Genomic DNA, 18,186 nt, shown 5'->3' on the forward strand with positions numbered 1-18,186 from the left:
TGCGTTAGGATGGCCGCATGACGGCTGTCCTGAATTCTGCTGACCAGCTCCCCGCCGACCGTGTCCCCGCCCACGAGGTGCACGACGTATTGCGCCGCAGCATGCTGGCCGACGGCATGGATCTGGTGCTCGACCTCGACCGCTCCCGGGGATCGGTGCTGGTCGACGCCCGGGACGGCCGCCGCTACCTGGACATGTTCACGTTCTTCGCCTCGTCGGCGCTGGGGATGAACCATCCGGCCCTGGCCGAGGACGCCGCGTTCCGTGCCGAACTCGCCCAGGCCGCGGTGAACAAGCCCAGCAACTCCGATGTGTACACCGTGCCGATGGCGGGGTTCGTGCAGACGTTCGCCCGGGTGCTCGGCGATCCGGCGCTGCCACACCTGTTCTTCGTCGACGGGGGAGCGCTCGCGGTCGAGAACGCGCTGAAGGTCGCGTTCGACTGGAAGAGTCGCCACAATGAGGCGCACGGCATCGATCCGGCGCTCGGAACCCGGGTCCTGCACCTGCGCGGCGCGTTCCACGGCCGCAGCGGCTACACCCTCTCGCTGACGAATACCGACCCCAACAAGGTCGCCCGCTTCCCGAAGTTCGACTGGCCCCGGATCGACGCGCCGTACCTGCGCGCCGGCGCGGATATTGTTGCGCTGGAGGCCGAATCATTGCGACAGGCGCGTGCCGCGTTCGAGGCGCACCCGCACGACATCGCCTGCTTCATCGCCGAGCCGGTTCAAGGCGAGGGGGGTGACCGCCACATGCGCCCGCAATTCTTCGCTGCGATGCGGGCGTTGTGCGACGAGTTCGACGCGTTGTTCATCTTCGACGAGGTGCAGACCGGATGTGGGATCACCGGAACCGCCTGGGCATACCAGCAATTGGGTGTGATCCCGGATGTGGTGGCGTTCGGCAAGAAGACTCAGGTCTGCGGCGTGATGGCGGGCGGGCGGGTCGACGAGGTGCGCGACAACGTATTCCGGGTCAGCTCGCGGATCAACTCCACCTGGGGCGGTAATCTCACCGACATGGTGCGCGCCAGGCGCATTCTGGAGGTCATCGAGTCCGAGGGGCTGATCGACCACGCGTCCGCCGCGGGCGGGCACCTCCTGGATCGGTTGCGGGCGTTGGCCGTCGAGTTCGGGGACCGGGTGCGTGACCCGCGCGGCCGGGGATTGATGTGCGCGTTCAGCCTGCCCACCGCCGCCGAGCGCGACGAGCTGATCCGACGGCTGTGGGATCGCGGGGTGATCATGCTGGCCAGCGGGACCGACTCGGTGCGTTTCCGGCCGGCGCTGACGGTCACCTACGCCGAGATCGACGCCGCCGTCGAGGCGGTACGCGCCGTGCTCGCCGGCGGCTAGTCAGCGCTTGGGCTCTGCGGTGAGCCGGCGGATCATTCCTCTCAACCGCGGCAGATCGCTCCCGCTGACCAGGATGCAGTCGTGGCGTTCGGCCAGTTTCCTTGCCGCGGGTGTGAACTCGTTGTTGGTCACCACCATGGTGCGGGTGCAGTCCTGCATCGCGGCACCGGCCACCACCTCCTGGACGGCACCGGTGCCGACCGGGCGGGTCATGCGTTTGCACTGGATGGCCAACCGGTCCGGGCGGCGCCCGACGATCAGATCGACGCCCCAGTCGCCGGTGATCGACGTCATGATCACCGGAGCTCCACAGGAGCGCGCGAGTCGGGCGACATAGTCCTCGAACTCGGTGCCCGACATCAGGTCGATCGGGTTCTCGCTCGGGGCGGGGGTGCGCAGACCGGTCAGGAAGTGCGGCACCGCCGCCAACAGCACCGGCGCGGCCAGTGCGCCGGTCAGGGCCAACTGCCAGTCGGCACCCATTGCGTAGGCGGCGCCGCCGGCCGTGATGCCCACCGCAAGGGCGATCTTGATCCGCACCCACGCATGGTAAGCGGCGACTCCGACACGAGGTCGGCACCGTTACTGCAACCAGCCAGTTGCACAACCGGCGTTGTTGTGCAACTCTGGGGTTGCAGAAACCAGTCAACGGGGAGAAGACCATGACCGCACTTGAGATCACCCGCCACATCGACATCGCGGCGCCCATCACCACGGTGTGGGCCGCGCTCACCGAGGCGGACCTGATCGCCCGGTGGTTCGGCGACAGCGCCGAGTTGGACGCTGTCCCAGGAGGCGGCGGATTCTTCGGCTGGTCTGCACACGGAAAGTTCCGGGTGCGGGTGGAACAGGTCGACAAGCACCGGCTGCTGGTCTATCGGTGGGCACGCGAAGCCGATACCGACCCGGTGGCGGGGAACTCGACCGTGGTCCGGATCGAACTGGCCGAGATCGACGGCGGGACCCGGCTCGCACTGCTGGAGAGCGGGTTCGAGGAACTGGACAACCCGTCGGTCGCGCACGCCGAGAACGAGGGCGGCTGGACGTCCGAACTCGGCGAACTGGTCGAATTTCTGGCAGCCGCGCCGTGACCGCCCCGCCGGCGCTGCTGGCGGTGCTGGCCGACGAAACCCGTTGGCGCATCCTCACCGAGCTCGGCGCCCAGGAGCTGTCGGCCAGCGCGCTGGCCACCCGGCTCCCGGTGTCGCGGCAGGCGATCGCCAAACACCTGGCGGTACTCGCCCGGGCGGGTCTGGTCGAATCGGTCCGGGAGGGCCGCGAGGTTCGCTACCGCGCGATCGGCGCCCGGCTCAGCGCCCTCGGCAGCCAGCTCACAGTGATCGCGCAGCAATGGGATCGTCGCCTTCTGGCTATCAAGCACATCGCCGAAAGCATGGATGACCGGGCATAATCCATCGTGAGATGACTGATGGACAATATGTCGGCAACCACGCACCGGATGAGCCTCCCCTCGCCGGTAGCGGACATCATCATGTCGGCTGGTTCCGCTTCTACTTCGCCGACGAGCGTTGGGAATGGTCCGACGAAGTGGCGCGGATCCACGGCTACCGCCCCGGTGCGGTAGAACCCACCACCGAACTTGTGCTGTCGCACAAACATCCGGACGACTACGGACAGGTGGCCGCCACGCTGGAGGAGATCAGGCGGACCGGATCGGCATTCAGCACCCGGCACCGCATCGTCGACACCCGGGGACGGACACGTCACGTCCTGGTGGTCGCCGACCGGTTGTTCGACGATGCCGGCAGCGCGGTCATCGGGACCCACGGCTTCTACATCGACACGACGCCGACCACGCACACCGGTGCTCGTGAACAGCAGGATCGGGTGAGCGAGGCGGTGGCCGAGATCGCGGCGGCGCGCAGCGCCATCGAGCAGGTCAAGGGCATGCTCATGCTGGTCTACCGGATCACCTCCGATGCGGCGTTCGAATTGCTCAAGTGGCGATCGCAGGAGACCAACACCAAGCTCAAGGCCCTCTCCGAACAGATCCGCCAGGACTTTCTCGAACTCGACTACCAGGAGTTGCTGCCGCACCGCAGCGTCTATGACCGGTTGCTGCTGACGGCGCATCTGCGCGTCGAGCCCTGACGTTTACCGCCCGACCTGCTCGGGCACCCAACCGCCATGGCTACCTGCGCCACCTGTGGCAATGACTACGACAAGGCCTTCACCGTGCAGTGGGGCGGGCAGACCGCCACCTTCGACAGCGTGGAATGCGCAGCGGTCCAGATCGCGCCGGAGTGCGCGCATTGTGGCTGCCGCATCCTGGGGCACGGGCTGGAGGCCGGCGGCGCGATCTACTGCTGCGCCCACTGCAGCCGTGCCGCCGGGGAGCACACGTTGGTCGACCGGCAGCCGCAGAGTGAAGGGTAGTTCGATGCGTACCGAACCGCGGATCCACCGCGACGAGCCCGAAGTGCGCTCCGCCATCCGATTCGGACTGGTGACGGCGGTGCTCGGGGTGCTCTTCCTGATTGTGGCCGCCGTCCTGGCGCGTTCCTGTGATGACGCCGTGGTGGATTCGGCCTCGTGCGGCCGGCCGGAACGGCTGGTACTGGCGCTGGGTGCGCCGGTGATCTTGTTCGGCGGTGGGGTTTACGCGTTTGTGCGCACCTATCGGACGTGGAAGAACCGGCAGGTGTGGTGGGCCTGGCAGGGAGCAGGCTGGTTCCTGATGCTGCTGATGCTGACGGTGCTCACCATGAGCATGCCCGCGCTGGCCGGTTACCTCGGATGAGGCGGTTCGGCCCCCGCTCGCCGGATACGGACCTACTCTGGAGCTAGCCCGATTTCGGGTGATGGCGGAAGGAGTGGCCATGAAAGGCCCCAAGGATCCTGTCGATCACACCCGCACGACGCGCACGCACGCCGGCGAGTCCATGAAAGACAACCTGATCATGCCTGCCCTCATCCTGATCGGTCTGGCTCTCGTGATGTTCGTCGGCTGCCTGGCCGCGTTCGCCACCGGTAATCAGGCTGTCGGCCTGTTGCTGGGCTCCCTCTCGGCGGTCGGCTTCCTGGTCGGCGCGTTGTGGATGGCGGTCGAACACATCCGGGTGCGCCGCATCGAAGAACGTTGGTACGCCGCGCATCCCGAGGCGGCACGGCAGCGACCCGCCAGCTGAAACCGGGCTCGCGTAGCGGAGTAGGGGGCCGCAGACACGGAAAGGCCCAGCCCTGCGGGGGAGCTGGGCTGGGCCGATCCAAGTTTGCCGAAATCGCCCTACTGTTCGGACTTCTGGCGTTCTTCGGCCGCCTTCGCGCCGGCTCGGGCGCTGTCGGCCTCGGCTTCCTTCTTCGCCGCGTCGCGTTGAGCCTCGGCCTTGTCCTGCTGGGCCTCGCCCTCCCGGACAAGGTCATCGCGACCGGTCACGGTGCCGACGGCCTCCTTGGCCTTACCCTTGACGTCCTCGACGACGCCGCGAATGCCCTCTTCGGGTCCAGAGTTCTTGTCAGACATTGTCGAACCTTTCCGCTACACGAGTGGATTGGTGGCGTACACGGAGGGCTCGTTCCCTCACGCAGCGGAGGTTTCCCGATGCGCCCGCCGGCCAAACCTCGGCAACACGACGGATTTTCAGCTAACAGCCCGAAACCCGGGCCGGATGTATCGCAGTGGGGCGCAACGCCCCACGGACTCGCCGCCGCGAACTGCAGGCCGCAAAGATCAGGTTTGACGCCTCCGTAAACGGGGTACACCCCGGCTGCAATCATCGACGCTACGGAGGGCTCTCATGGGACGCGGACTCATCGGCACGCTCGTCTTGATCTGGCTGTTGATCGGGGTGTTCGCGGCATGGCAGCGCGACTACTTCGCCGGTGGAGCCACCAACTGCGCGACCGCGGGAACCATCGCACTGACCGTGGTCGCCGGGCCACTGAACTATGCGGGGGTGAACCCGAAGGTGACGGATTGCAAACTGCCAGAACCCAGTGCGATCGGATCGATGGAAATGAGGGTGTCGTGATACTGCTCGGAGCATTGCTGCTGATTCTCGGTTTCGTGCTGGACGTCTATCTGCTCTGGGTGGTCGGCGTCGTTCTCCTGGTCGTCGGGGCGGTGTTCTGGGCACTCGGAGCCATCGGGCGCCCGGTCGCCGGTCGCCGCGCGTGGTTCTAGTGGACCGTAATCGGCTTTGCGCCGTTCACAATCGGCCGCGAGGTCGACGTGGACCGGCTGGAGCCTGACCGGCGCTGGAACGAGAAGGCTCGTCATGAGACGAGCACGCAAAGGCTGGACCGCAACTGGTCCAGCCTTTTGCAGGAACTCAGGGTTGTCCAGACCGGCGTCCAGCTGCTGACCGGTCTGCTGTTGACGCTGCCGTTCCACGACGGCTTCGAGGATCTGCGCGCCGAACTGCGCATCGTCTATCTCTACACCGTCGCTTGCTCGATCGGGGCGACCGCTCTGCTGATCGCTCCGATCGGCATCCACCGGTCGATGTTTCGCCGGCACCGGCTCGACGTGGTCGTGACGACCGCGCACCACCTCGCCAACGCGGGCATTCTGCTGCTCGGGCTGACCCTCTCGGGTGTGATGGTGCTGATCTTCGGCGCGGTGCTCGATCTGCACGCCGGCATCGTGGCAGGTCTCTGCACGGCGCTGGGCATCGTGCTCTGCTGGTTGGTGCTGCCGGTGGGGTTGCGGGCGCTCGCCGGCCCGCCGCAGTCCTCGCAACCGGCGGACACGGACCCGGACCCGGCGCGGTGACGGGCCGGCGTTTGTCCGCCCCTCGATCGGGTATGCCGAGGTCATGACCGCATTCGGGTACACCTTGATGACCGAGCAGGCTGGTCCCAAAGATCTTGTTCGCCATGCTGTTTCCGCGGAGCAGGTGGGTTTCGACTTCGAGGTCTGCAGTGACCACTACTCGCCGTGGCTGGCCACCCAGGGGCACGCCCCCAATGCGTGGCCGGTGCTGGGCGCGGTGGCCCACGCGACTTCGAACGTCGACCTGTTCTCCTACGTGACATGTCCGACGATGCGTTACCACCCCGCGGTGGTGGCCCAGCAGGCCGCCACTGTGCAGATCCTGGCCGACGGCCGGTTCACCCTGGGGCTCGGCAGCGGCGAGAACCTCAACGAGCATGTCGTCGGGCAGGGTTGGCCCGCCGCCGGGCGCCGGCTGGACATGCTCGCCGAAGCGATCAGGCTCATTCGTGAACTGCTCAGCGGCGATCTGGTGGACTTCCACGGAGAGTACTTCAGCGTCGACTCGGCACGGGTGTGGGACGTGCCCGACGTGCCGGTCGGGCTGGCGGTGTCGATGACCGGGGACCGCTCGCTCGAACAACTGGCCGTGTTGGCGGACCACCTGGTCAACACCGCCCCGGACCGCGACGTCATCCACGGCTGGCACTCCGCTCGTCAGGGTATGGGGCTGGCCGAGGGCCGGATCATCGGCCAGCTGCCGATCTGCTGGGATCCCGACCGCGACACCGCGATTGCCCGGGCTCATGACCAGTTCCGGTGGTTCGCCGGGGGCTGGTCGGTCAACGCCGACCTGCCCACTCCGGCCGGTTTCGCCGCAGCCACCGAGTTCGTGCGGCCCGAGGACGTCGCCGCGGAGATTCCCTGCGGACCTGATCTGGACGCCGTCGTGGCGGCGGTGAAGCCATACCGCGACGCCGGATTCACCGACATCGCGCTGGTCCAGATCGGGGGTGACAGTCAGGACCGGTTCCTGGCCGAGGCGGCCGAACCCCTGTTGAACGCGCTGCGCTCCGAACTCGGGTGAGCGGTCCGGGCGCCGGTGGCTCAGGCCAACGGGTGCAGCAGTGAACTGTGTTCTGCCGACCAGCATTTCACCAGGTGCTCGGCCAGGAGGCCCTCCACGAGATCGTACGCGCGGATTCCGAACACGATGTCGTCGTTGAGTTCAGGCTCGGCCGCCAGCAGGTCCCGCACCACCTCGATGGCCCCACCGTCGTCCAACCACGCTTCGGCGTGTTGGCGGTAGAACCGGGTGCACGCCGGCGGTGCGTCCAATCGGTGCAACGCATCAGCGAGCCGTTGTGAGTAGGGCGGGGAGGTGATCTCGGCGGCCGCGAAATGGCCGACTGCCGCACCACGCATACTGCGGTGCAGACCGAACATCGACATCAGATTCACCACCGCCAGCGATTCCGCGGGCACCGCATTCAGATAGGCCAGGTAGGCGTCGTCCAAATCGGCGGCGGCCATGAGTTCGCCGAACAGTCGTTGATCCATGTGCGAGGCGTGCCCGGAACCGTAGTCATCGAATTCGATGGCCACGAAGGATGCTTTGGCCTGTCCGGTGAGCCGGGGTATCACCCATGCCTGCGGGTCTGCCTCCTTGAGGCGGTGCAGTGAGCGATGCACGAAGTATTCCCGCATCTGTTGCCAGGTGCCGCTGAGCAGGAACTGTGCCGGACCGCTGCCGTGCTCGGATTCGGCCGCCACCCGTTGCATCTCGTCGGCCGCGGACACCCCGTGCACATCCGGAACCCGGTCGCGCAGGTGGTCCAGGAACACCCGCTCCAACCGGCCGCGCAGGCCGATCAGGTCGGCGTCCCACTCGAAACTCGGGTCGACGCCCGCGAATCCGCGGTAAGCCAGCTCGTAGCACACATACAGCGTCAGCTGGATGTCGAGTCCCAGCGGATCCGCCGCCCCCGGCCGGACCCGGGTGAGATCCTGCACCCGCCCCGCCAGATGAGCCGTCACCGCCGCCGACGTGGGGCCGGCGGCGGCGGGTAGGGCAGGGGAGAGGCTCTTGCTGGGCGTCACGGCGGCGCGGTCGCGGGTGGCCTGGACGGCGCCTATCCGCGCACTCTCCGCCACCGCGACGACAGCTGTTCGCCACCCTGCTCAAGAGCGGTCTCGGCCAGTTCCGTGCCCCGGCGGCGCGCCTGCTCTGCCAGCGGTGCGGCCTTGTGGGCGCCCTTCTGCAATGCCAGTGCGCTGCGCTCGTAGGCCTCGGCGGCCAGCGGTGCGGCCTTGTCGGCGCCCTTCTGCAATGCCAGTGCGCTGCGTTCGAAGGCGGTGGCGGCCAACGGCGCCGCCCGGTCCTCGGCCTTGCGCAACGCGTGCGCGCTGCGCTCGTATGCGGTGGCGGCCAACGGTGCCGCCCGGTCGAGTGCGGTTTCGGCAAGTTCGCGTCCGCGCTCGACGCCGACCTGGACGCCGTGGCTCAGTTTCTCGGTGAGTTCCGCGTCGATCAGGGCGTCGTTCGACGAGGGCAGCACCGCGGAGACCTTCTCGGCCACCCGACGTCCGGCGCGGCGGCCGCGCCAGCCCAGTGACGGCTTGCCGGCGGTGTCGGCGGAGGCGAGTACCAGGCCGCCGATCAAGCTCAGATCGGTCAGGAAGCCCAGGCGTTTTTCTGCCTTGAGCGCGGGATCGCTTTCCTCCCAGAACATGTGCTTGCCCAGATTGCCCGGGACGACGGTCGCCGCCAGCAGTGCCGAGGCCACCCGCGGGATGCGGCCGGTGGCCAGCAGCAGGCCACCGCCGATCTGCACGGCGGCATTGATCCGGGCAACGGTGACGGCGTTGTCCGGGATCTGATCGGCCACCGGACTCGGGAGCGACTGCGCGGCATCCAGCGTCGGCTGCACCACCTGGGCAGCGGGCTTGACGTCTCGGAGGGCTTCGATTCCCTGGCCGATGAACGCGGCGGACAACAGCGGGCGGGCAATTCTGCGTACCAACATGGGCCAGGAGTGCCCGCCGGGCGGACTTTGCAAACCAGTTCGGGGCGGGATCTGATCTAGAAAAGGATGGCCGACCGGCGACCGAATCCCGATGGCGGTCAGTCGCGGCGGTCGGCGTCATCCGCGTCGAAACCCGCGGCGGCATCCTCGTCTTGCTCCTGCCAATCCGCTTCCGGCGCCTCCATGGGCGGCCCGACCGACCCGAGGTTGGGCGCCTCCTCATCGGGGACGACTTCGGAGGCCTGGCGAAACTGTTCGGCGGCGTCGGCCGCCGGAACATCGTCGGGTACGTCCTGGCTTGTCATAGCCGGGTGATTACCCAGGTCTGGGCGGCCGAAACGGCGCGGACGACCGCCATGTTTGAGCATCCCATGGTTCTGGGTACAGGGCGTCTCGTGCAGAAATCAGGCCATCATCGGACCGAGCATCAGAAATGCGGCGCCGTACACACCGATGGCGAACAGAACGGCAATGATCAGGACCACGGCTACCGCGATGAGTATTCCGCGCAACGTGTGGTTGCTCATGCCGCAGGATTACCCCATGTGGGTCGGGGTGACACACCAGCGAGGCGGTGCAGCACCGTTGGTTAACGACGATCAGATGTGGGGTAACCTCCGAGCGGACTCAGCGGGAGGTCAGATGGTGCAGGGTACGGGCACGTACGACGGCGCAGTCGTCGGAGACAGATCGGTCGAATTTCGGGTGGCCGCCACGGTGGAGAACCTGGCTGTGTTGCGTGCGCTGGTCGCCGCCGTTGCCACGTTCGAGGATCTGGATTTCGATGCGGTCTCCGATCTGCGGTTGGCCGTGGATGAGGCGGCGACCCGCCTGATCCGGTCGGCCGCCGCGGGGTCGGCGTTGGTCGTGCGGGTGGAACCGCGCGATGACGCGGTTGTCGTGCACGCCTCCACCAAGTGCGAGACCGACGAGGACACCATTGTGTCTCCCGGCAGCTTCAGCTGGCACGTCCTCAGCTCGCTCACCGACGAGGTCAGCACGTTCAACGGCGCCGGACGGGTCTTCGGGATTTCGCTCACTGCGAGACGAGCGAGCCTGTTGCAGTGACCTCGGAATACGCCGATGTCCTGGAGATGTTCCGCGAACTACGCGAACTTCCCGCTGACTCAACAGAATTCGCGCGTCAACGGGAGAAGATCGTGCAGCGGTGCCTGCCGCTGGCGGACCACATCGCGCGCCGATTCGAAGGGCGTGGTGAGGCCCGCGACGATCTGGTCCAGGTAGCGCGCGTCGGTCTGGTCAACGCGGTCAACCGTTTTGACGTCGATGCCGGTTCGGATTTCGCCTCCTACGCGGTTCCGACCATCATGGGCGAGGTGCGCCGGCACTTTCGGGACAACGGTTGGTCGGTCAAGGTGCCACGCCGGCTCAAGGAGCTGCATCTGCGGCTCGGCGCTGCCACCGCGGAGCTGTCGCAACGGCTCGGGCACGCACCGACCGCCTCGGAGCTGGCAGCCGAACTCGGTATGGACCGGCAGGAAGTCGTCGAGGGATTGATCGCGGGCAGCTCGTACAACACGCTGTCCATCGACAGCGGTGGTTCCGGCGACGACGAGGCCCCGGCGATCGCCGATACGCTCGGGTCCCCGGACGACGCGCTGGACCAGATCGAGAATCGGGAGGCGCTGCGCCCACTGCTGGCGACCCTGCCCGAACGCGAGCGGACCGTGCTCATACTTCGGTTCTTCGAATCGATGACCCAGTCCCAGATCGCCGAGCGAGTGGGCATCTCGCAGATGCATGTGTCGCGGCTGCTGGCGAAATCGCTGGCGCGCCTGCGTGACGAGCTGCAGTAGCGGTTCAGCTCGCTTCGCGCAGACCGGACAGTGCATGATCGGGGTCGCAGATCTGCAACATCCGTTCGACTGCGGCGCTGGTCAGCATGCTCCACTGCGCACCCTCGGCCGCAGCCTGCACGCCCACCTTGTGGATGGCCGAAAAAGCTTCTGCGGCAAAGAATGTCACGCCGCTGAGGTCGAGGATGAGTCTGTCGGCGTTGCGCAGGCGCAGCTGGATGTGGGCGCTGAACTCGTCGGTGTTGGCGGCGTCGAGCTCGCCTTCCACGGTCACGACCACCGTTGACGGCGGGCAGGCCTGGGTATCGTAACGTGCGCGATTGTGGGTGGAATACGTCATTGTGACTCCCTCGGTCGGAAAGCACTCCGATGAACCTGATGGTGCTGGGACGCGTCGACGTGTTCCGGTCCGGAGAATGAAAGCCGCTCGTAGCCATGAGCGAGAGATAATTACCACGTTGTCAGTGCTGAACCACGTGGTCTGAATGCCGGTCGATGGCAATGACGCGTCTTGCCCGGCTGTGAACTCAACCTGTTCTCGACCCTACGCCACATCACCCGTCAGGACAATCGCCTGACGAATCAGGTGGCGCGGGTCTCCACGCCGGCTATTTTTGGCGCGAACGTCCGCCACCCGGGCATCCGGGCGGACGGACGCCGGTACACACTGATGCCATGACCAGTGATGCCACCGCGGCCGGCATGGTGCTGGCCGCCGGCGCCGGAACCCGGTATGGAATGCCGAAAGTCCTTGCCGAGAACGGCATTTGGTTGCAGAAGGCGGTGGCGGCGCTGGCCGGCGGCGGGTGCGACGAGGTGATCGTCGTCTTGGGTGCGGCCGGCCCGGACCGGGTGGACCTTCCCGCGCCCGCGCGGGCCGTGCACGCCCGAGGGTGGGCGGACGGGTTGTCGGCGTCCCTGCGGGCGGGGCTAGAGGCATTGACCGTCGACTCCGGCGCTGTCTTTGCCGTCGCGCATCCGGTCGACACGCCCGACGTCGGGGCGGCGGTGGTGAGCCGGGTCCTGCAGGCCGCCCGGGCATCGGATTCGGGCCTGGCCCGAGCGGTCTACCTAGGGCGACCGGGACATCCGGTCGTGCTGGCCCGCCGACACTGGCCGGCGCTGCTGGGCGAACTGCGCGGCGATGTCGGAGCCGGGCCGTTCCTGCGGGCCCGCGCCGACGTCATCGCCGTCGAATGCGGGGATCTGGCCACCGGGGCCGATATCGACACGCCGGCCTGAGAATCAGGTGTGCACGTGCAGGCCGAGTTGGGCCGACGCGTAGCGCCGCACGGTGTCCTCGGACATGGCCGCGGCGTCCTCGAACCCCGGACGTGCCCGGCTGGCCATGAATCCGGTGGTGCGGTCCAGGGTGATCTCGGCCAGCAGTTCACCGGTGGACGGCTCGCACACCGCCCAGGTGTAGCGGGTATCGGACTCCCAGCCGTCGGCCGCGTCGTCGATGTAGTCCAGATCGGTCTCGCCGAGATCGGCCAGCGCCGGCCGGTCGTCGACGCGATCGTCGTAGCGCAGTCCGCGCAGGTACCACTGGCCGTTGTTGATCTCTACCGGTTCCATCAGGTCTCCAGAATGGCCAGTGGCCGCTCATCACGTGCAATGAGCGGCCACTCGACAGAGGTTTCGGCTAGTCCTTGATCTCGGCGATCACGGTGCCCTGGGTGATGGCCGCGCCGGCCTCCACCGACAGCCCGGTGATGGTGCCGTCCTTGTGGGCGGTGACCGGGTTCTCCATCTTCATCGCTTCCAGGACCACGACCAGATCACCCGCGGAGACCTGCTGGCCCTCTTCCACCGCGACCTTGACGACCGTGCCCTGCATGGGTGCGGTCACCGAGTCGCCGGAAGCGGCCGCGGCGCCGCCGGCGCCACGCTTGCGGGCCTTGGGCTTCTTACGGATCGCGCCGCCGCCGCCGGCACCGCCACCGATGGCCAGGTCACCGGGCAGCGAGACCTCGAGACGACGACCGCCGACCTCGACCACGACCTTCTGCCGGGGCAGGTTGTCCTCTTCGTCGAGCGGCTCGCCACCGGTGAAGGGCTCCACCGTGTTGTCCCACTCGGTTTCGATCCAGCGGGTGTGCACGTCGAACTTGGTGCCGTCGCCGATGAAAGCGGGATCGGAGACCACGGCGCGGTGGAACGGGATGACGGTCGCCAGGCCCTCCACGTTGAACTCGGCCAGGGCGCGGCGCGAACGGGCCAGGGCCTCGTCGCGGGTCGCGCCGGTGACGATCAGCTTGGCCAGCATGGAGTCGAACTGCCCGCCGATGACCGAACCGGTCTCCACGCCGGAGTCCATCCGCACGCCGGGGCCGGTCGGGGGCTCGAACTTGCTGACCGGGCCGGGGGCGGGCAGGAAGCCGCGGCCGGCGTCCTCACCGTTGATCCGGAACTCGAACGAGTGGCCGCGCGGCTCCGGATCCTCGGTGATGTCGAGGGCTTCACCGTTGGCGATCTTGAACTGCTGCAGCACCAGATCGATGCCCGAGGTCTCCTCGGTGACCGGGTGTTCCACCTGCAGGCGGGTGTTGACCTCGAGGAAGCTGATCAGGCCGTCCTGGCCGACCAGGTACTCGACGGTGCCGGCACCGTAGTAGCCGGCCTCCTTGCAGATGCGCTTGGCCGACTCGTGGATCTCCTTGCGCTGCGCGTCGGTGAGGAACGGGGCCGGGGCCTCTTCCACCAGCTTCTGGAAGCGGCGCTGCAGCGAGCAGTCGCGGGTACCGGCGACGACCACGTTGCCGTGGGTGTCGGCGATGACCTGAGCCTCGACGTGGCGCGGCTTGTCCAGGTAACGCTCCACGAAGCACTCGCCGCGACCGAAGGCGGCGACGGCCTCACGAGTGGCCGACTCGAACAGCTCGGGGATCTCCTCGAGGGTGCGCGCCACCTTCATGCCGCGGCCACCGCCGCCGAAGGCGGCCTTGATCGCGACCGGCACGCCGTACTCCTTGGCGAACGCGACGACCTCGTCGGCGTCCTTGACCGGGTCCGGGGTGCCCGGGACCAGGGGAGCGTCGGCCCGCGCGGCGATATGGCGGGCGGTGACCTTGTCGCCGAGGTCACGGATGGACTGCGGGCTGGGGCCGATCCAGATCAGCCCGGCGTCGATGACGGCCTGGGCGAACTCGGCGTTCTCCGAAAGGAACCCGTACCCGGGGTGGATGGCGTTGGCGCCGGACTTCTGCGCGGCTTCGAGCAGCTTCTCGAACACCAGGTAGGACTCGGCCGAGGTCTGACCACCGAGCGCGAACGCCTCATCGGCGAGCCGCACGTGGGGTGCGTCGGCGTCCGGCTCGGCGTAGACGGCCACGCTGGCCAGCCCGGCGTCTTTCGCGGCTCGGATCACACGGACAGCGATCTCCCCGCGGTTGGCGACGAGCACCTTTGAGATCTTCGAGCTGGCGTGACTGGGCACTGGGCCTCCTGAATGGCATGTTCTCTAAGAAACGTCTTTAAGAATGTATCGGGCGAAGTTTAAGCGTCCAATTCCGGGGGTGGCGAGTCGGACCCCCGAAATTCCGGCGAGATACCGTCGACCTTCCGGTAAGCCGCTTTTGTTACTGGTCGGTACAGGTGATGTGTGCTGGGCGAACGGGCGAGACCCGGCCACCGCACCGGCATGCGTGCCCGCCGGTCGACATGCTGCCAGACCATCACACACGACACCGGACATCGGTTCAACCGGACGCGCGGCTCAACCGAACAGTGTGGGAATGCCCTCCATCGACGGTCCGGGTTCCACCCCGAGCACATTGGCCAGCAGCGAAGGAGCCACGTCCAGGACGTCGACTTCCTTGCGTGAGGGATCGGGCCGCACCCCGGCGCCCGCGGCCAGCAGGATGCCCTCCGGGATGTGATAGCCGGTGTTCACGCCACCGACCCGGCTGTGCGGAGCGAACCCGAGATCGGAAGCGCGCGCGGTCGACTCCTGATCGGCGCCGACCGGGCGGAACCGCAACACGGGATCGGAGCCGGCCTCGACCGCGTAGTCGGTGCCGAACGTGACCGTTCGGCCCTCCACCCGCACCCGCGCGAACAGTGGGCCGCCGCCGTCCACACTCACCGATTCCAGCGGTCCGGTGGCGGCTTTGGCGTCTGCCTCGGAGCCGAACACCAGCGACAGCATGGGGTACATCGCCAGGCCCAGTCCGGTCGCCGCCGCGTTCAGCCCGGCCACCAGCTTGGTGTGGTCATCGAGCACCAGGCAGGTGTCGTCGGACTTGACGACCTCGACCGGTCCCTGGCCCATGCTGGCCGACAGGACCAGCATCGACCGGGGGTTCCTGGCGATGAACCGGCGGATCCGGCCGAGTTGACGATCGGCGATATCCATTGCCGCGACGATGAATTCGCCGTAGACATCGTCGGGGGAGTACTCGTATCGGTCGGTGTAACCCGGCATCCCGTCGCCCCAGAACCGGTGCATCATGCCGGCGACGTGGTTGGTGAAGAAGACGCTGAGCCGGGGCCGGTGCCTGCGGTGCAGAGCCCAGTAGAGATCGAAGCCCAGCGGTGCCTGCATGGCCGAGCGGAACGCCTTGTTCCGCGGATCGCGGCGTTCCTTGACCAGGTGGGTGCCGATCGTCGCGATCGAGCGCGGTGTCAGGCCCTGGCGCAACAGGCTCAAGCCCGTGCCGGCGAGCGTCTTCGGGTGCAGCGCGGCGTTCGGCGAGAAACCGTTCTCGCCGGTCATCGCGAGGTTGAACGCCTGGAAGCGTTGCACTGCCACGGGGTAGGCGACGGCGTCCTGGCTGAAGGTGTCGGGGACGTAGAAGCCTCCGTGCCGGAATTCGCGGGCCGGCCAACTCTGCATCGGTCCGAAGATCCCGACGGACAGCCCCGCGTTCTCGGCGACGGTCCAGATCGGGTCACCGCGGAAGGTCGTCGGATCCTGACCGAGATCGAAGGAATTGTGGGAGTAGGTGGACGAATGCAGCGTCGGCCAGGTACGCCAGGGCTGCAGCCCCTGCAGTTCCTCGCGGTCCTCGTGCACGGTGGTCAGCGATTGGCCCTCGGCGAGCAGCGCAGCCAGATGTGAACCGGGCCGGTTCTCGACGTAGATGTCGACGACATCCCACGGCACTTCGTTGAGCTCGTAGAGGATGACGTCCCGGGCTTGCTGGTTCATCGAGCCGGGCCCCCCTTTCCATGGTCCGAATCGCCGCGCGTGGTCACACCAGTGCCTCGACACGTGGGTAAAGCGTCGCCCGCCGGCCCACCGGCCCGCGCGACACCGTCATTCTGGCAGGGTTTGCCACAAATTTCGCTATAGGCCGAAAATTGACGGGCCAGACAATGATCTTGCCATCGGCGGCCGCCGGCTACTGCGTGCGCAACCGCCGTTTGATCCGCGTCAGCATCGCCGACATCCCGCGCAACCGCAGCGGGCTGATGAGCGCCGCGAGGCCGAGATCGGCGTAGAAGTCGTCGGGCACCGCGAGGATGTCCGCCGCGGACTGGCCGTCCAGGCCGGCCGCCAGGATCGACGCGAAACCCCGGGTGGTCGGCGCCTCGGCCGGCGCACTGAAGTACAGCCGGACGTGCTCGGGATCGGCCGCGTCGACGTCGAGGAACAGCGGTGACTGGCACTCGGGAACCGGCTCCATCGCCGCTTCCTCGAGGTGGGCCGGCAGCGCGGGCAGTTCATTGGCGAACTCCAGCAGCAGCTGCAGCTTGTCCTGGCCGGTGACGTCCTGGAAGTCGCTGACGACCTCGGCGAGGGCCTCGGGCATCGTCATGACGAGATCACTTCGACGGTGCTTCGCCCGGCTCGGGCCCGACGGCGACCGGGACGCGCACGGCATTGCCCCACTCCGTCCAGGACCCGTCGTAGTTGCGCACATTCGGCAGGCCGAGCAGATGGGTCAGCACGAACCAGGTGTGGCTGGAGCGTTCGCCGATACGGCAGTACACGATCGTGTTGTCGTCGGCGCTCAGGTGCCCGTACAGCGCATCGAGTTCGGCACGGCTGCGGAAGCGTCCGCTGTCCTCGGCGGCCTTGGCCCACGGGATCGACACCGCGGTCGGGATGTGCCCGCCGCGCAGAGCGCCCTCTTCGGGGTAGTCGGGCATGTGGGTGCGCTCGCCGGTGTACTCCTGCGGCGAGCGGACATCGATCAGCGGCTGGTCGCCCAGCGCGGCCAGCACGTCGTCGCGGAACGCCCGGATGGCGGCGTCGTTGCGCTCCACCACCGGGTAGCCGGTGCTCGTCCGGGTCGGGACGTCCAGGGTGGTGTCCCGGCTGTTGGACACCCACAGGTCGCGGCCACCGTCGAGCAGGCGCACATCCGGGTGGCCGAACAGGGTGAACACCCACAGCGCGTAGGCCGCCCACCAGTTGCTCTTGTCCCCGTAGATCACCACGGTGTCGTCACGGGAGATGCCCTTGCGGTCCATCAGCGCGGCGAACTGGGCCCCGTCGATGTAGTCGCGGACGGTCGGATCGTTGAGGTCGGTGTGCCAGTCGATCTTCACCGCACCGGGGATGTGACCGGTGTCGTAGAGCAGTACGTCCTCATCGGACTCGACGATGGCAAGTCCGGGGCGACCGAGGTTGGCCGACAGCCAATCCGCGGTCACCAACCGTTCCGGGTGCGCGTAGGCGGCGAGGGCAGGGTCTGGATCGGCAGGAAGCGACACACGACGAGCGTACCCATCGGTGTTGACCTGCCGCTCGAGAGTCTCGGCCCGGCGCCGGGCGGGGGGCCTAGGGTAGGCAGTCCGCCGCCGGGATCAGGTCGGCCCGCATGTTGCGTTGCATCATGGTCAGCGCCGATTTGCCCAGGTCGGCGTCGATGTGGGCGACCGCATCCGGTGGGACCACCACGTTGTAGTGCCGGACGTAGGCGTCCAGGGCGGTGTAGAGCACGCACTGTTCGGTGACCTGACCGGTGATCACCAGGCGTTCGGGTTGCAGCTGCTGCAGCAGGTAGTCCAGTTGTGTCGAGAAGAACGCACTGTGCCGAACCTTGGTCAGCCGCAGACAATCCGGGGTCGGCAGGATGGCCTTCACCAGGTCCGGGCGTGCCCCGTCGAGTGCCTTGGCCACGATGTCGTCCCAGGTGCCGGTGAAATCGCCGAAGTTGTCATTGACGTAGATCACGTCCACGTCCTCGTGCCGGCGCCCCTCGGTGATCAGGTCGGCCAACGGGTCCACCATGTCGGCCACGCTGGCGGTGAGCTGTTCGGCATCGGGGTGCTCATAGGCGTTGAGCATGTCCACAACCAGTAACGCGGTGTCTGCCATGGCGCCGGAGTACCCGGAGACCGGAGTTTCGATACGTGTT

The 18,186-nt window shown here is 67.4% G+C and carries 27 protein-coding genes; 14 read left to right on the top strand and 13 right to left on the bottom strand.

The features are described 5' to 3' along the window. Nucleotides 1–17 precede the first annotated feature (17 nt). A complete protein-coding gene (gene lat / locus K0O62_RS07670) occupies nucleotides 18–1,358 on the top strand; it encodes an L-lysine 6-transaminase (protein WP_073857615.1) in 1,341 nt (446 codons plus the stop codon). On the opposite strand, the gene K0O62_RS07675 is transcribed toward lat, so the two are convergent. Further along, on the bottom strand, nucleotides 1,359–1,841 hold the full coding sequence (locus K0O62_RS07675; RefSeq protein WP_079244429.1) for a restriction endonuclease: 483 nt from the start codon (nucleotides 1,839–1,841) through the stop codon (nucleotides 1,359–1,361). A 179-nt stretch (nucleotides 1,842–2,020) separates the two neighbouring features. Between K0O62_RS07675 and K0O62_RS07680 the strand changes: the two genes are divergently transcribed. The 6 genes from K0O62_RS07680 (at nucleotide 2,021) to usfY (ending at nucleotide 4,507) form a co-directional block, all read left to right on the top strand. After that, the gene (locus K0O62_RS07680; protein ID WP_073857882.1) at nucleotides 2,021–2,449 is read left to right on the top strand and encodes an SRPBCC domain-containing protein; all 429 of its coding nucleotides are present in this window, start codon (nucleotides 2,021–2,023) and stop codon (nucleotides 2,447–2,449) included. Then, nucleotides 2,446–2,769 (top strand): ArsR/SmtB family transcription factor, encoded by a 324-nt coding sequence (locus K0O62_RS07685; protein ID WP_097933871.1) that lies wholly within the window; start codon nucleotides 2,446–2,448, stop codon nucleotides 2,767–2,769. The genes K0O62_RS07680 and K0O62_RS07685 overlap by 4 nt, the downstream gene beginning before the upstream one ends. Before the next feature lie 11 nt (nucleotides 2,770–2,780). Further along, the gene (locus tag K0O62_RS07690; RefSeq protein WP_073857618.1) at nucleotides 2,781–3,470 is read left to right on the top strand and encodes a PAS and ANTAR domain-containing protein; all 690 of its coding nucleotides are present in this window, start codon (nucleotides 2,781–2,783) and stop codon (nucleotides 3,468–3,470) included. A 36-nt stretch (nucleotides 3,471–3,506) separates the two neighbouring features. Beyond that, a complete protein-coding gene (locus K0O62_RS07695) occupies nucleotides 3,507–3,755 on the top strand; it encodes a metallothionein (protein WP_073857619.1) in 249 nt (82 codons plus the stop codon). 4 nt (nucleotides 3,756–3,759) lie between these two features. Further along, nucleotides 3,760–4,119, top strand: a complete 360-nt coding sequence (locus tag K0O62_RS07700; RefSeq protein ID WP_073857621.1) for a hypothetical protein — start codon at nucleotides 3,760–3,762, stop codon at nucleotides 4,117–4,119. Between the two features lie 79 nt (nucleotides 4,120–4,198). Beyond that, nucleotides 4,199–4,507, top strand: coding sequence for a protein UsfY (usfY, locus tag K0O62_RS07705; protein ID WP_073857623.1), 309 nt, complete (start codon nucleotides 4,199–4,201; stop codon nucleotides 4,505–4,507). Between the two features lie 98 nt (nucleotides 4,508–4,605). Here usfY and mbp1 read toward each other — a convergent pair whose 3' ends face one another. Further along, nucleotides 4,606–4,842, bottom strand: coding sequence for a microaggregate-binding protein 1 (gene mbp1, locus K0O62_RS07710; RefSeq protein ID WP_073857625.1), 237 nt, complete (start codon nucleotides 4,840–4,842; stop codon nucleotides 4,606–4,608). Nucleotides 4,843–5,116: 274 nt separating this feature from the next. Here mbp1 and K0O62_RS07715 point away from each other — a divergent pair, with 274 nt between their 5' ends. The 4 genes from K0O62_RS07715 to K0O62_RS07730 are packed head-to-tail and all read left to right on the top strand — an operon-like array spanning nucleotide 5,117 to nucleotide 7,120. After that, nucleotides 5,117–5,350: a hypothetical protein gene (locus K0O62_RS07715; protein ID WP_073857626.1), complete on the top strand. Its 234-nt coding sequence runs from the start codon at nucleotides 5,117–5,119 to the stop codon at nucleotides 5,348–5,350. After that, the gene (locus tag K0O62_RS07720) at nucleotides 5,347–5,502 is read left to right on the top strand and encodes a hypothetical protein (RefSeq protein WP_097933869.1); all 156 of its coding nucleotides are present in this window, start codon (nucleotides 5,347–5,349) and stop codon (nucleotides 5,500–5,502) included. Before K0O62_RS07715 ends, K0O62_RS07720 begins: the two co-directional genes overlap by 4 nt. 48 nt (nucleotides 5,503–5,550) lie before the next feature. Next, nucleotides 5,551–6,093 (top strand): DUF6328 family protein, encoded by a 543-nt coding sequence (locus K0O62_RS07725; RefSeq protein WP_079244427.1) that lies wholly within the window; start codon nucleotides 5,551–5,553, stop codon nucleotides 6,091–6,093. Between the two features lie 43 nt (nucleotides 6,094–6,136). Further along, nucleotides 6,137–7,120, top strand: coding sequence for an LLM class F420-dependent oxidoreductase (locus tag K0O62_RS07730; RefSeq protein WP_073857628.1), 984 nt, complete (start codon nucleotides 6,137–6,139; stop codon nucleotides 7,118–7,120). A 20-nt stretch (nucleotides 7,121–7,140) separates the two neighbouring features. Here K0O62_RS07730 and K0O62_RS07735 read toward each other — a convergent pair whose 3' ends face one another. From K0O62_RS07735 to K0O62_RS28865, 4 genes are all read right to left on the bottom strand, one after another. Further along, a complete protein-coding gene (locus tag K0O62_RS07735; protein WP_073857883.1) occupies nucleotides 7,141–8,133 on the bottom strand; it encodes an iron-containing redox enzyme family protein in 993 nt (330 codons plus the stop codon). Between the two features lie 32 nt (nucleotides 8,134–8,165). Continuing rightward, nucleotides 8,166–9,059: a DoxX family protein gene (locus tag K0O62_RS07740; RefSeq protein WP_073857629.1), complete on the bottom strand. Its 894-nt coding sequence runs from the start codon at nucleotides 9,057–9,059 to the stop codon at nucleotides 8,166–8,168. A gap of 98 nt (nucleotides 9,060–9,157) precedes the next feature. Further along, nucleotides 9,158–9,364, bottom strand: a complete 207-nt coding sequence (locus K0O62_RS07745) for a hypothetical protein (RefSeq protein ID WP_073857630.1) — start codon at nucleotides 9,362–9,364, stop codon at nucleotides 9,158–9,160. A gap of 99 nt (nucleotides 9,365–9,463) precedes the next feature. Beyond that, nucleotides 9,464–9,586 (bottom strand): hypothetical protein, encoded by a 123-nt coding sequence (locus tag K0O62_RS28865; protein ID WP_097933867.1) that lies wholly within the window; start codon nucleotides 9,584–9,586, stop codon nucleotides 9,464–9,466. A gap of 115 nt (nucleotides 9,587–9,701) precedes the next feature. Between K0O62_RS28865 and K0O62_RS07750 the strand changes: the two genes are divergently transcribed. Beyond that, nucleotides 9,702–10,127 carry an ATP-binding protein gene (locus tag K0O62_RS07750; RefSeq protein ID WP_073857631.1) on the top strand — a complete coding sequence of 142 codons (426 nt, stop codon included), beginning with the start codon at nucleotides 9,702–9,704 and terminating at the stop codon, nucleotides 10,125–10,127. Between the two features lie 26 nt (nucleotides 10,128–10,153). Continuing rightward, nucleotides 10,154–10,876: an RNA polymerase sigma factor SigF gene (locus K0O62_RS07755; RefSeq protein ID WP_234800191.1), complete on the top strand. Its 723-nt coding sequence runs from the start codon at nucleotides 10,154–10,156 to the stop codon at nucleotides 10,874–10,876. A 4-nt stretch (nucleotides 10,877–10,880) separates the two neighbouring features. Here the strand turns inward: K0O62_RS07755 and K0O62_RS07760 are convergent, their stop codons facing one another. Then, nucleotides 10,881–11,216, bottom strand: a complete 336-nt coding sequence (locus tag K0O62_RS07760) for an STAS domain-containing protein (RefSeq protein WP_097933865.1) — start codon at nucleotides 11,214–11,216, stop codon at nucleotides 10,881–10,883. Nucleotides 11,217–11,551: 335 nt separating this feature from the next. Between K0O62_RS07760 and K0O62_RS07765 the strand changes: the two genes are divergently transcribed. Continuing rightward, nucleotides 11,552–12,118, top strand: a complete 567-nt coding sequence (locus tag K0O62_RS07765) for a nucleotidyltransferase family protein (RefSeq protein WP_073857634.1) — start codon at nucleotides 11,552–11,554, stop codon at nucleotides 12,116–12,118. Between the two features lie 3 nt (nucleotides 12,119–12,121). On the opposite strand, the gene K0O62_RS07770 is transcribed toward K0O62_RS07765, so the two are convergent. The 6 genes from K0O62_RS07770 to K0O62_RS07795 all read right to left on the bottom strand — a co-directional run bounded on the left by K0O62_RS07770 (nucleotide 12,122) and on the right by K0O62_RS07795 (nucleotide 18,146). Then, entirely contained in the window at nucleotides 12,122–12,454 is a 333-nt protein-coding gene (locus K0O62_RS07770) for a hypothetical protein (RefSeq protein WP_073857635.1), read from the bottom strand. Between the two features lie 67 nt (nucleotides 12,455–12,521). Then, on the bottom strand, nucleotides 12,522–14,315 hold the full coding sequence (locus K0O62_RS07775; protein ID WP_073857637.1) for an acetyl/propionyl/methylcrotonyl-CoA carboxylase subunit alpha: 1,794 nt from the start codon (nucleotides 14,313–14,315) through the stop codon (nucleotides 12,522–12,524). Between the two features lie 279 nt (nucleotides 14,316–14,594). Further along, nucleotides 14,595–16,028, bottom strand: a complete 1,434-nt coding sequence (locus K0O62_RS07780; RefSeq protein WP_073857639.1) for a hypothetical protein — start codon at nucleotides 16,026–16,028, stop codon at nucleotides 14,595–14,597. A 193-nt stretch (nucleotides 16,029–16,221) separates the two neighbouring features. Further along, nucleotides 16,222–16,638, bottom strand: coding sequence for a SufE family protein (locus tag K0O62_RS07785; protein ID WP_073857641.1), 417 nt, complete (start codon nucleotides 16,636–16,638; stop codon nucleotides 16,222–16,224). Nucleotides 16,639–16,645: 7 nt separating this feature from the next. Continuing rightward, nucleotides 16,646–17,539, bottom strand: a complete 894-nt coding sequence (locus K0O62_RS07790; RefSeq protein WP_073857643.1) for a sulfurtransferase — start codon at nucleotides 17,537–17,539, stop codon at nucleotides 16,646–16,648. Between the two features lie 67 nt (nucleotides 17,540–17,606). Beyond that, nucleotides 17,607–18,146 (bottom strand): cysteine hydrolase family protein, encoded by a 540-nt coding sequence (locus tag K0O62_RS07795; protein WP_073857645.1) that lies wholly within the window; start codon nucleotides 18,144–18,146, stop codon nucleotides 17,607–17,609. Nucleotides 18,147–18,186 lie beyond the last annotated feature (40 nt).

It is taken from the genome of Mycolicibacterium diernhoferi, assembly GCF_019456655.1.
Lineage (GTDB): Bacteria > Actinomycetota > Actinomycetes > Mycobacteriales > Mycobacteriaceae > Mycobacterium > Mycobacterium diernhoferi.

Excerpts from the sequence above, each read along its gene's own strand:
- lat (WP_073857615.1), top strand. The coding sequence starts at position 18 with ATGACGGCTGTCCTGAATTCTGCTGACCAGCTCCCCGCCGACCGTGTC.
- K0O62_RS07675 (WP_079244429.1), bottom strand. The coding sequence starts at position 1,841 with ATGGGTGCCGACTGGCAGTTGGCCCTGACCGGCGCACTGGCCGCGCCG.
- K0O62_RS07680 (WP_073857882.1), top strand. The coding sequence starts at position 2,021 with ATGACCGCACTTGAGATCACCCGCCACATCGACATCGCGGCGCCCATC.
- K0O62_RS07690 (WP_073857618.1), top strand. The coding sequence starts at position 2,781 with ATGACTGATGGACAATATGTCGGCAACCACGCACCGGATGAGCCTCCC.
- K0O62_RS07695 (WP_073857619.1), top strand. The coding sequence starts at position 3,507 with ATGGCTACCTGCGCCACCTGTGGCAATGACTACGACAAGGCCTTCACC.
- K0O62_RS07700 (WP_073857621.1), top strand. The coding sequence starts at position 3,760 with ATGCGTACCGAACCGCGGATCCACCGCGACGAGCCCGAAGTGCGCTCC.
- usfY (WP_073857623.1), top strand. The coding sequence starts at position 4,199 with ATGAAAGGCCCCAAGGATCCTGTCGATCACACCCGCACGACGCGCACG.
- mbp1 (WP_073857625.1), bottom strand. The coding sequence starts at position 4,842 with ATGTCTGACAAGAACTCTGGACCCGAAGAGGGCATTCGCGGCGTCGTC.
- K0O62_RS07715 (WP_073857626.1), top strand. The coding sequence starts at position 5,117 with ATGGGACGCGGACTCATCGGCACGCTCGTCTTGATCTGGCTGTTGATC.
- K0O62_RS07730 (WP_073857628.1), top strand. The coding sequence starts at position 6,137 with ATGACCGCATTCGGGTACACCTTGATGACCGAGCAGGCTGGTCCCAAA.
- K0O62_RS07740 (WP_073857629.1), bottom strand. The coding sequence starts at position 9,059 with ATGTTGGTACGCAGAATTGCCCGCCCGCTGTTGTCCGCCGCGTTCATC.
- K0O62_RS07745 (WP_073857630.1), bottom strand. The coding sequence starts at position 9,364 with ATGACAAGCCAGGACGTACCCGACGATGTTCCGGCGGCCGACGCCGCC.
- K0O62_RS28865 (WP_097933867.1), bottom strand. The coding sequence starts at position 9,586 with ATGAGCAACCACACGTTGCGCGGAATACTCATCGCGGTAGCCGTGGTC.
- K0O62_RS07750 (WP_073857631.1), top strand. The coding sequence starts at position 9,702 with ATGGTGCAGGGTACGGGCACGTACGACGGCGCAGTCGTCGGAGACAGA.
- K0O62_RS07755 (WP_234800191.1), top strand. The coding sequence starts at position 10,154 with ATGTTCCGCGAACTACGCGAACTTCCCGCTGACTCAACAGAATTCGCG.
- K0O62_RS07760 (WP_097933865.1), bottom strand. The coding sequence starts at position 11,216 with ATGACGTATTCCACCCACAATCGCGCACGTTACGATACCCAGGCCTGC.
- K0O62_RS07765 (WP_073857634.1), top strand. The coding sequence starts at position 11,552 with ATGACCAGTGATGCCACCGCGGCCGGCATGGTGCTGGCCGCCGGCGCC.
- K0O62_RS07770 (WP_073857635.1), bottom strand. The coding sequence starts at position 12,454 with ATGGAACCGGTAGAGATCAACAACGGCCAGTGGTACCTGCGCGGACTG.
- K0O62_RS07780 (WP_073857639.1), bottom strand. The coding sequence starts at position 16,028 with ATGAACCAGCAAGCCCGGGACGTCATCCTCTACGAGCTCAACGAAGTG.
- K0O62_RS07785 (WP_073857641.1), bottom strand. The coding sequence starts at position 16,638 with ATGACGATGCCCGAGGCCCTCGCCGAGGTCGTCAGCGACTTCCAGGAC.
- K0O62_RS07795 (WP_073857645.1), bottom strand. The coding sequence starts at position 18,146 with ATGGCAGACACCGCGTTACTGGTTGTGGACATGCTCAACGCCTATGAG.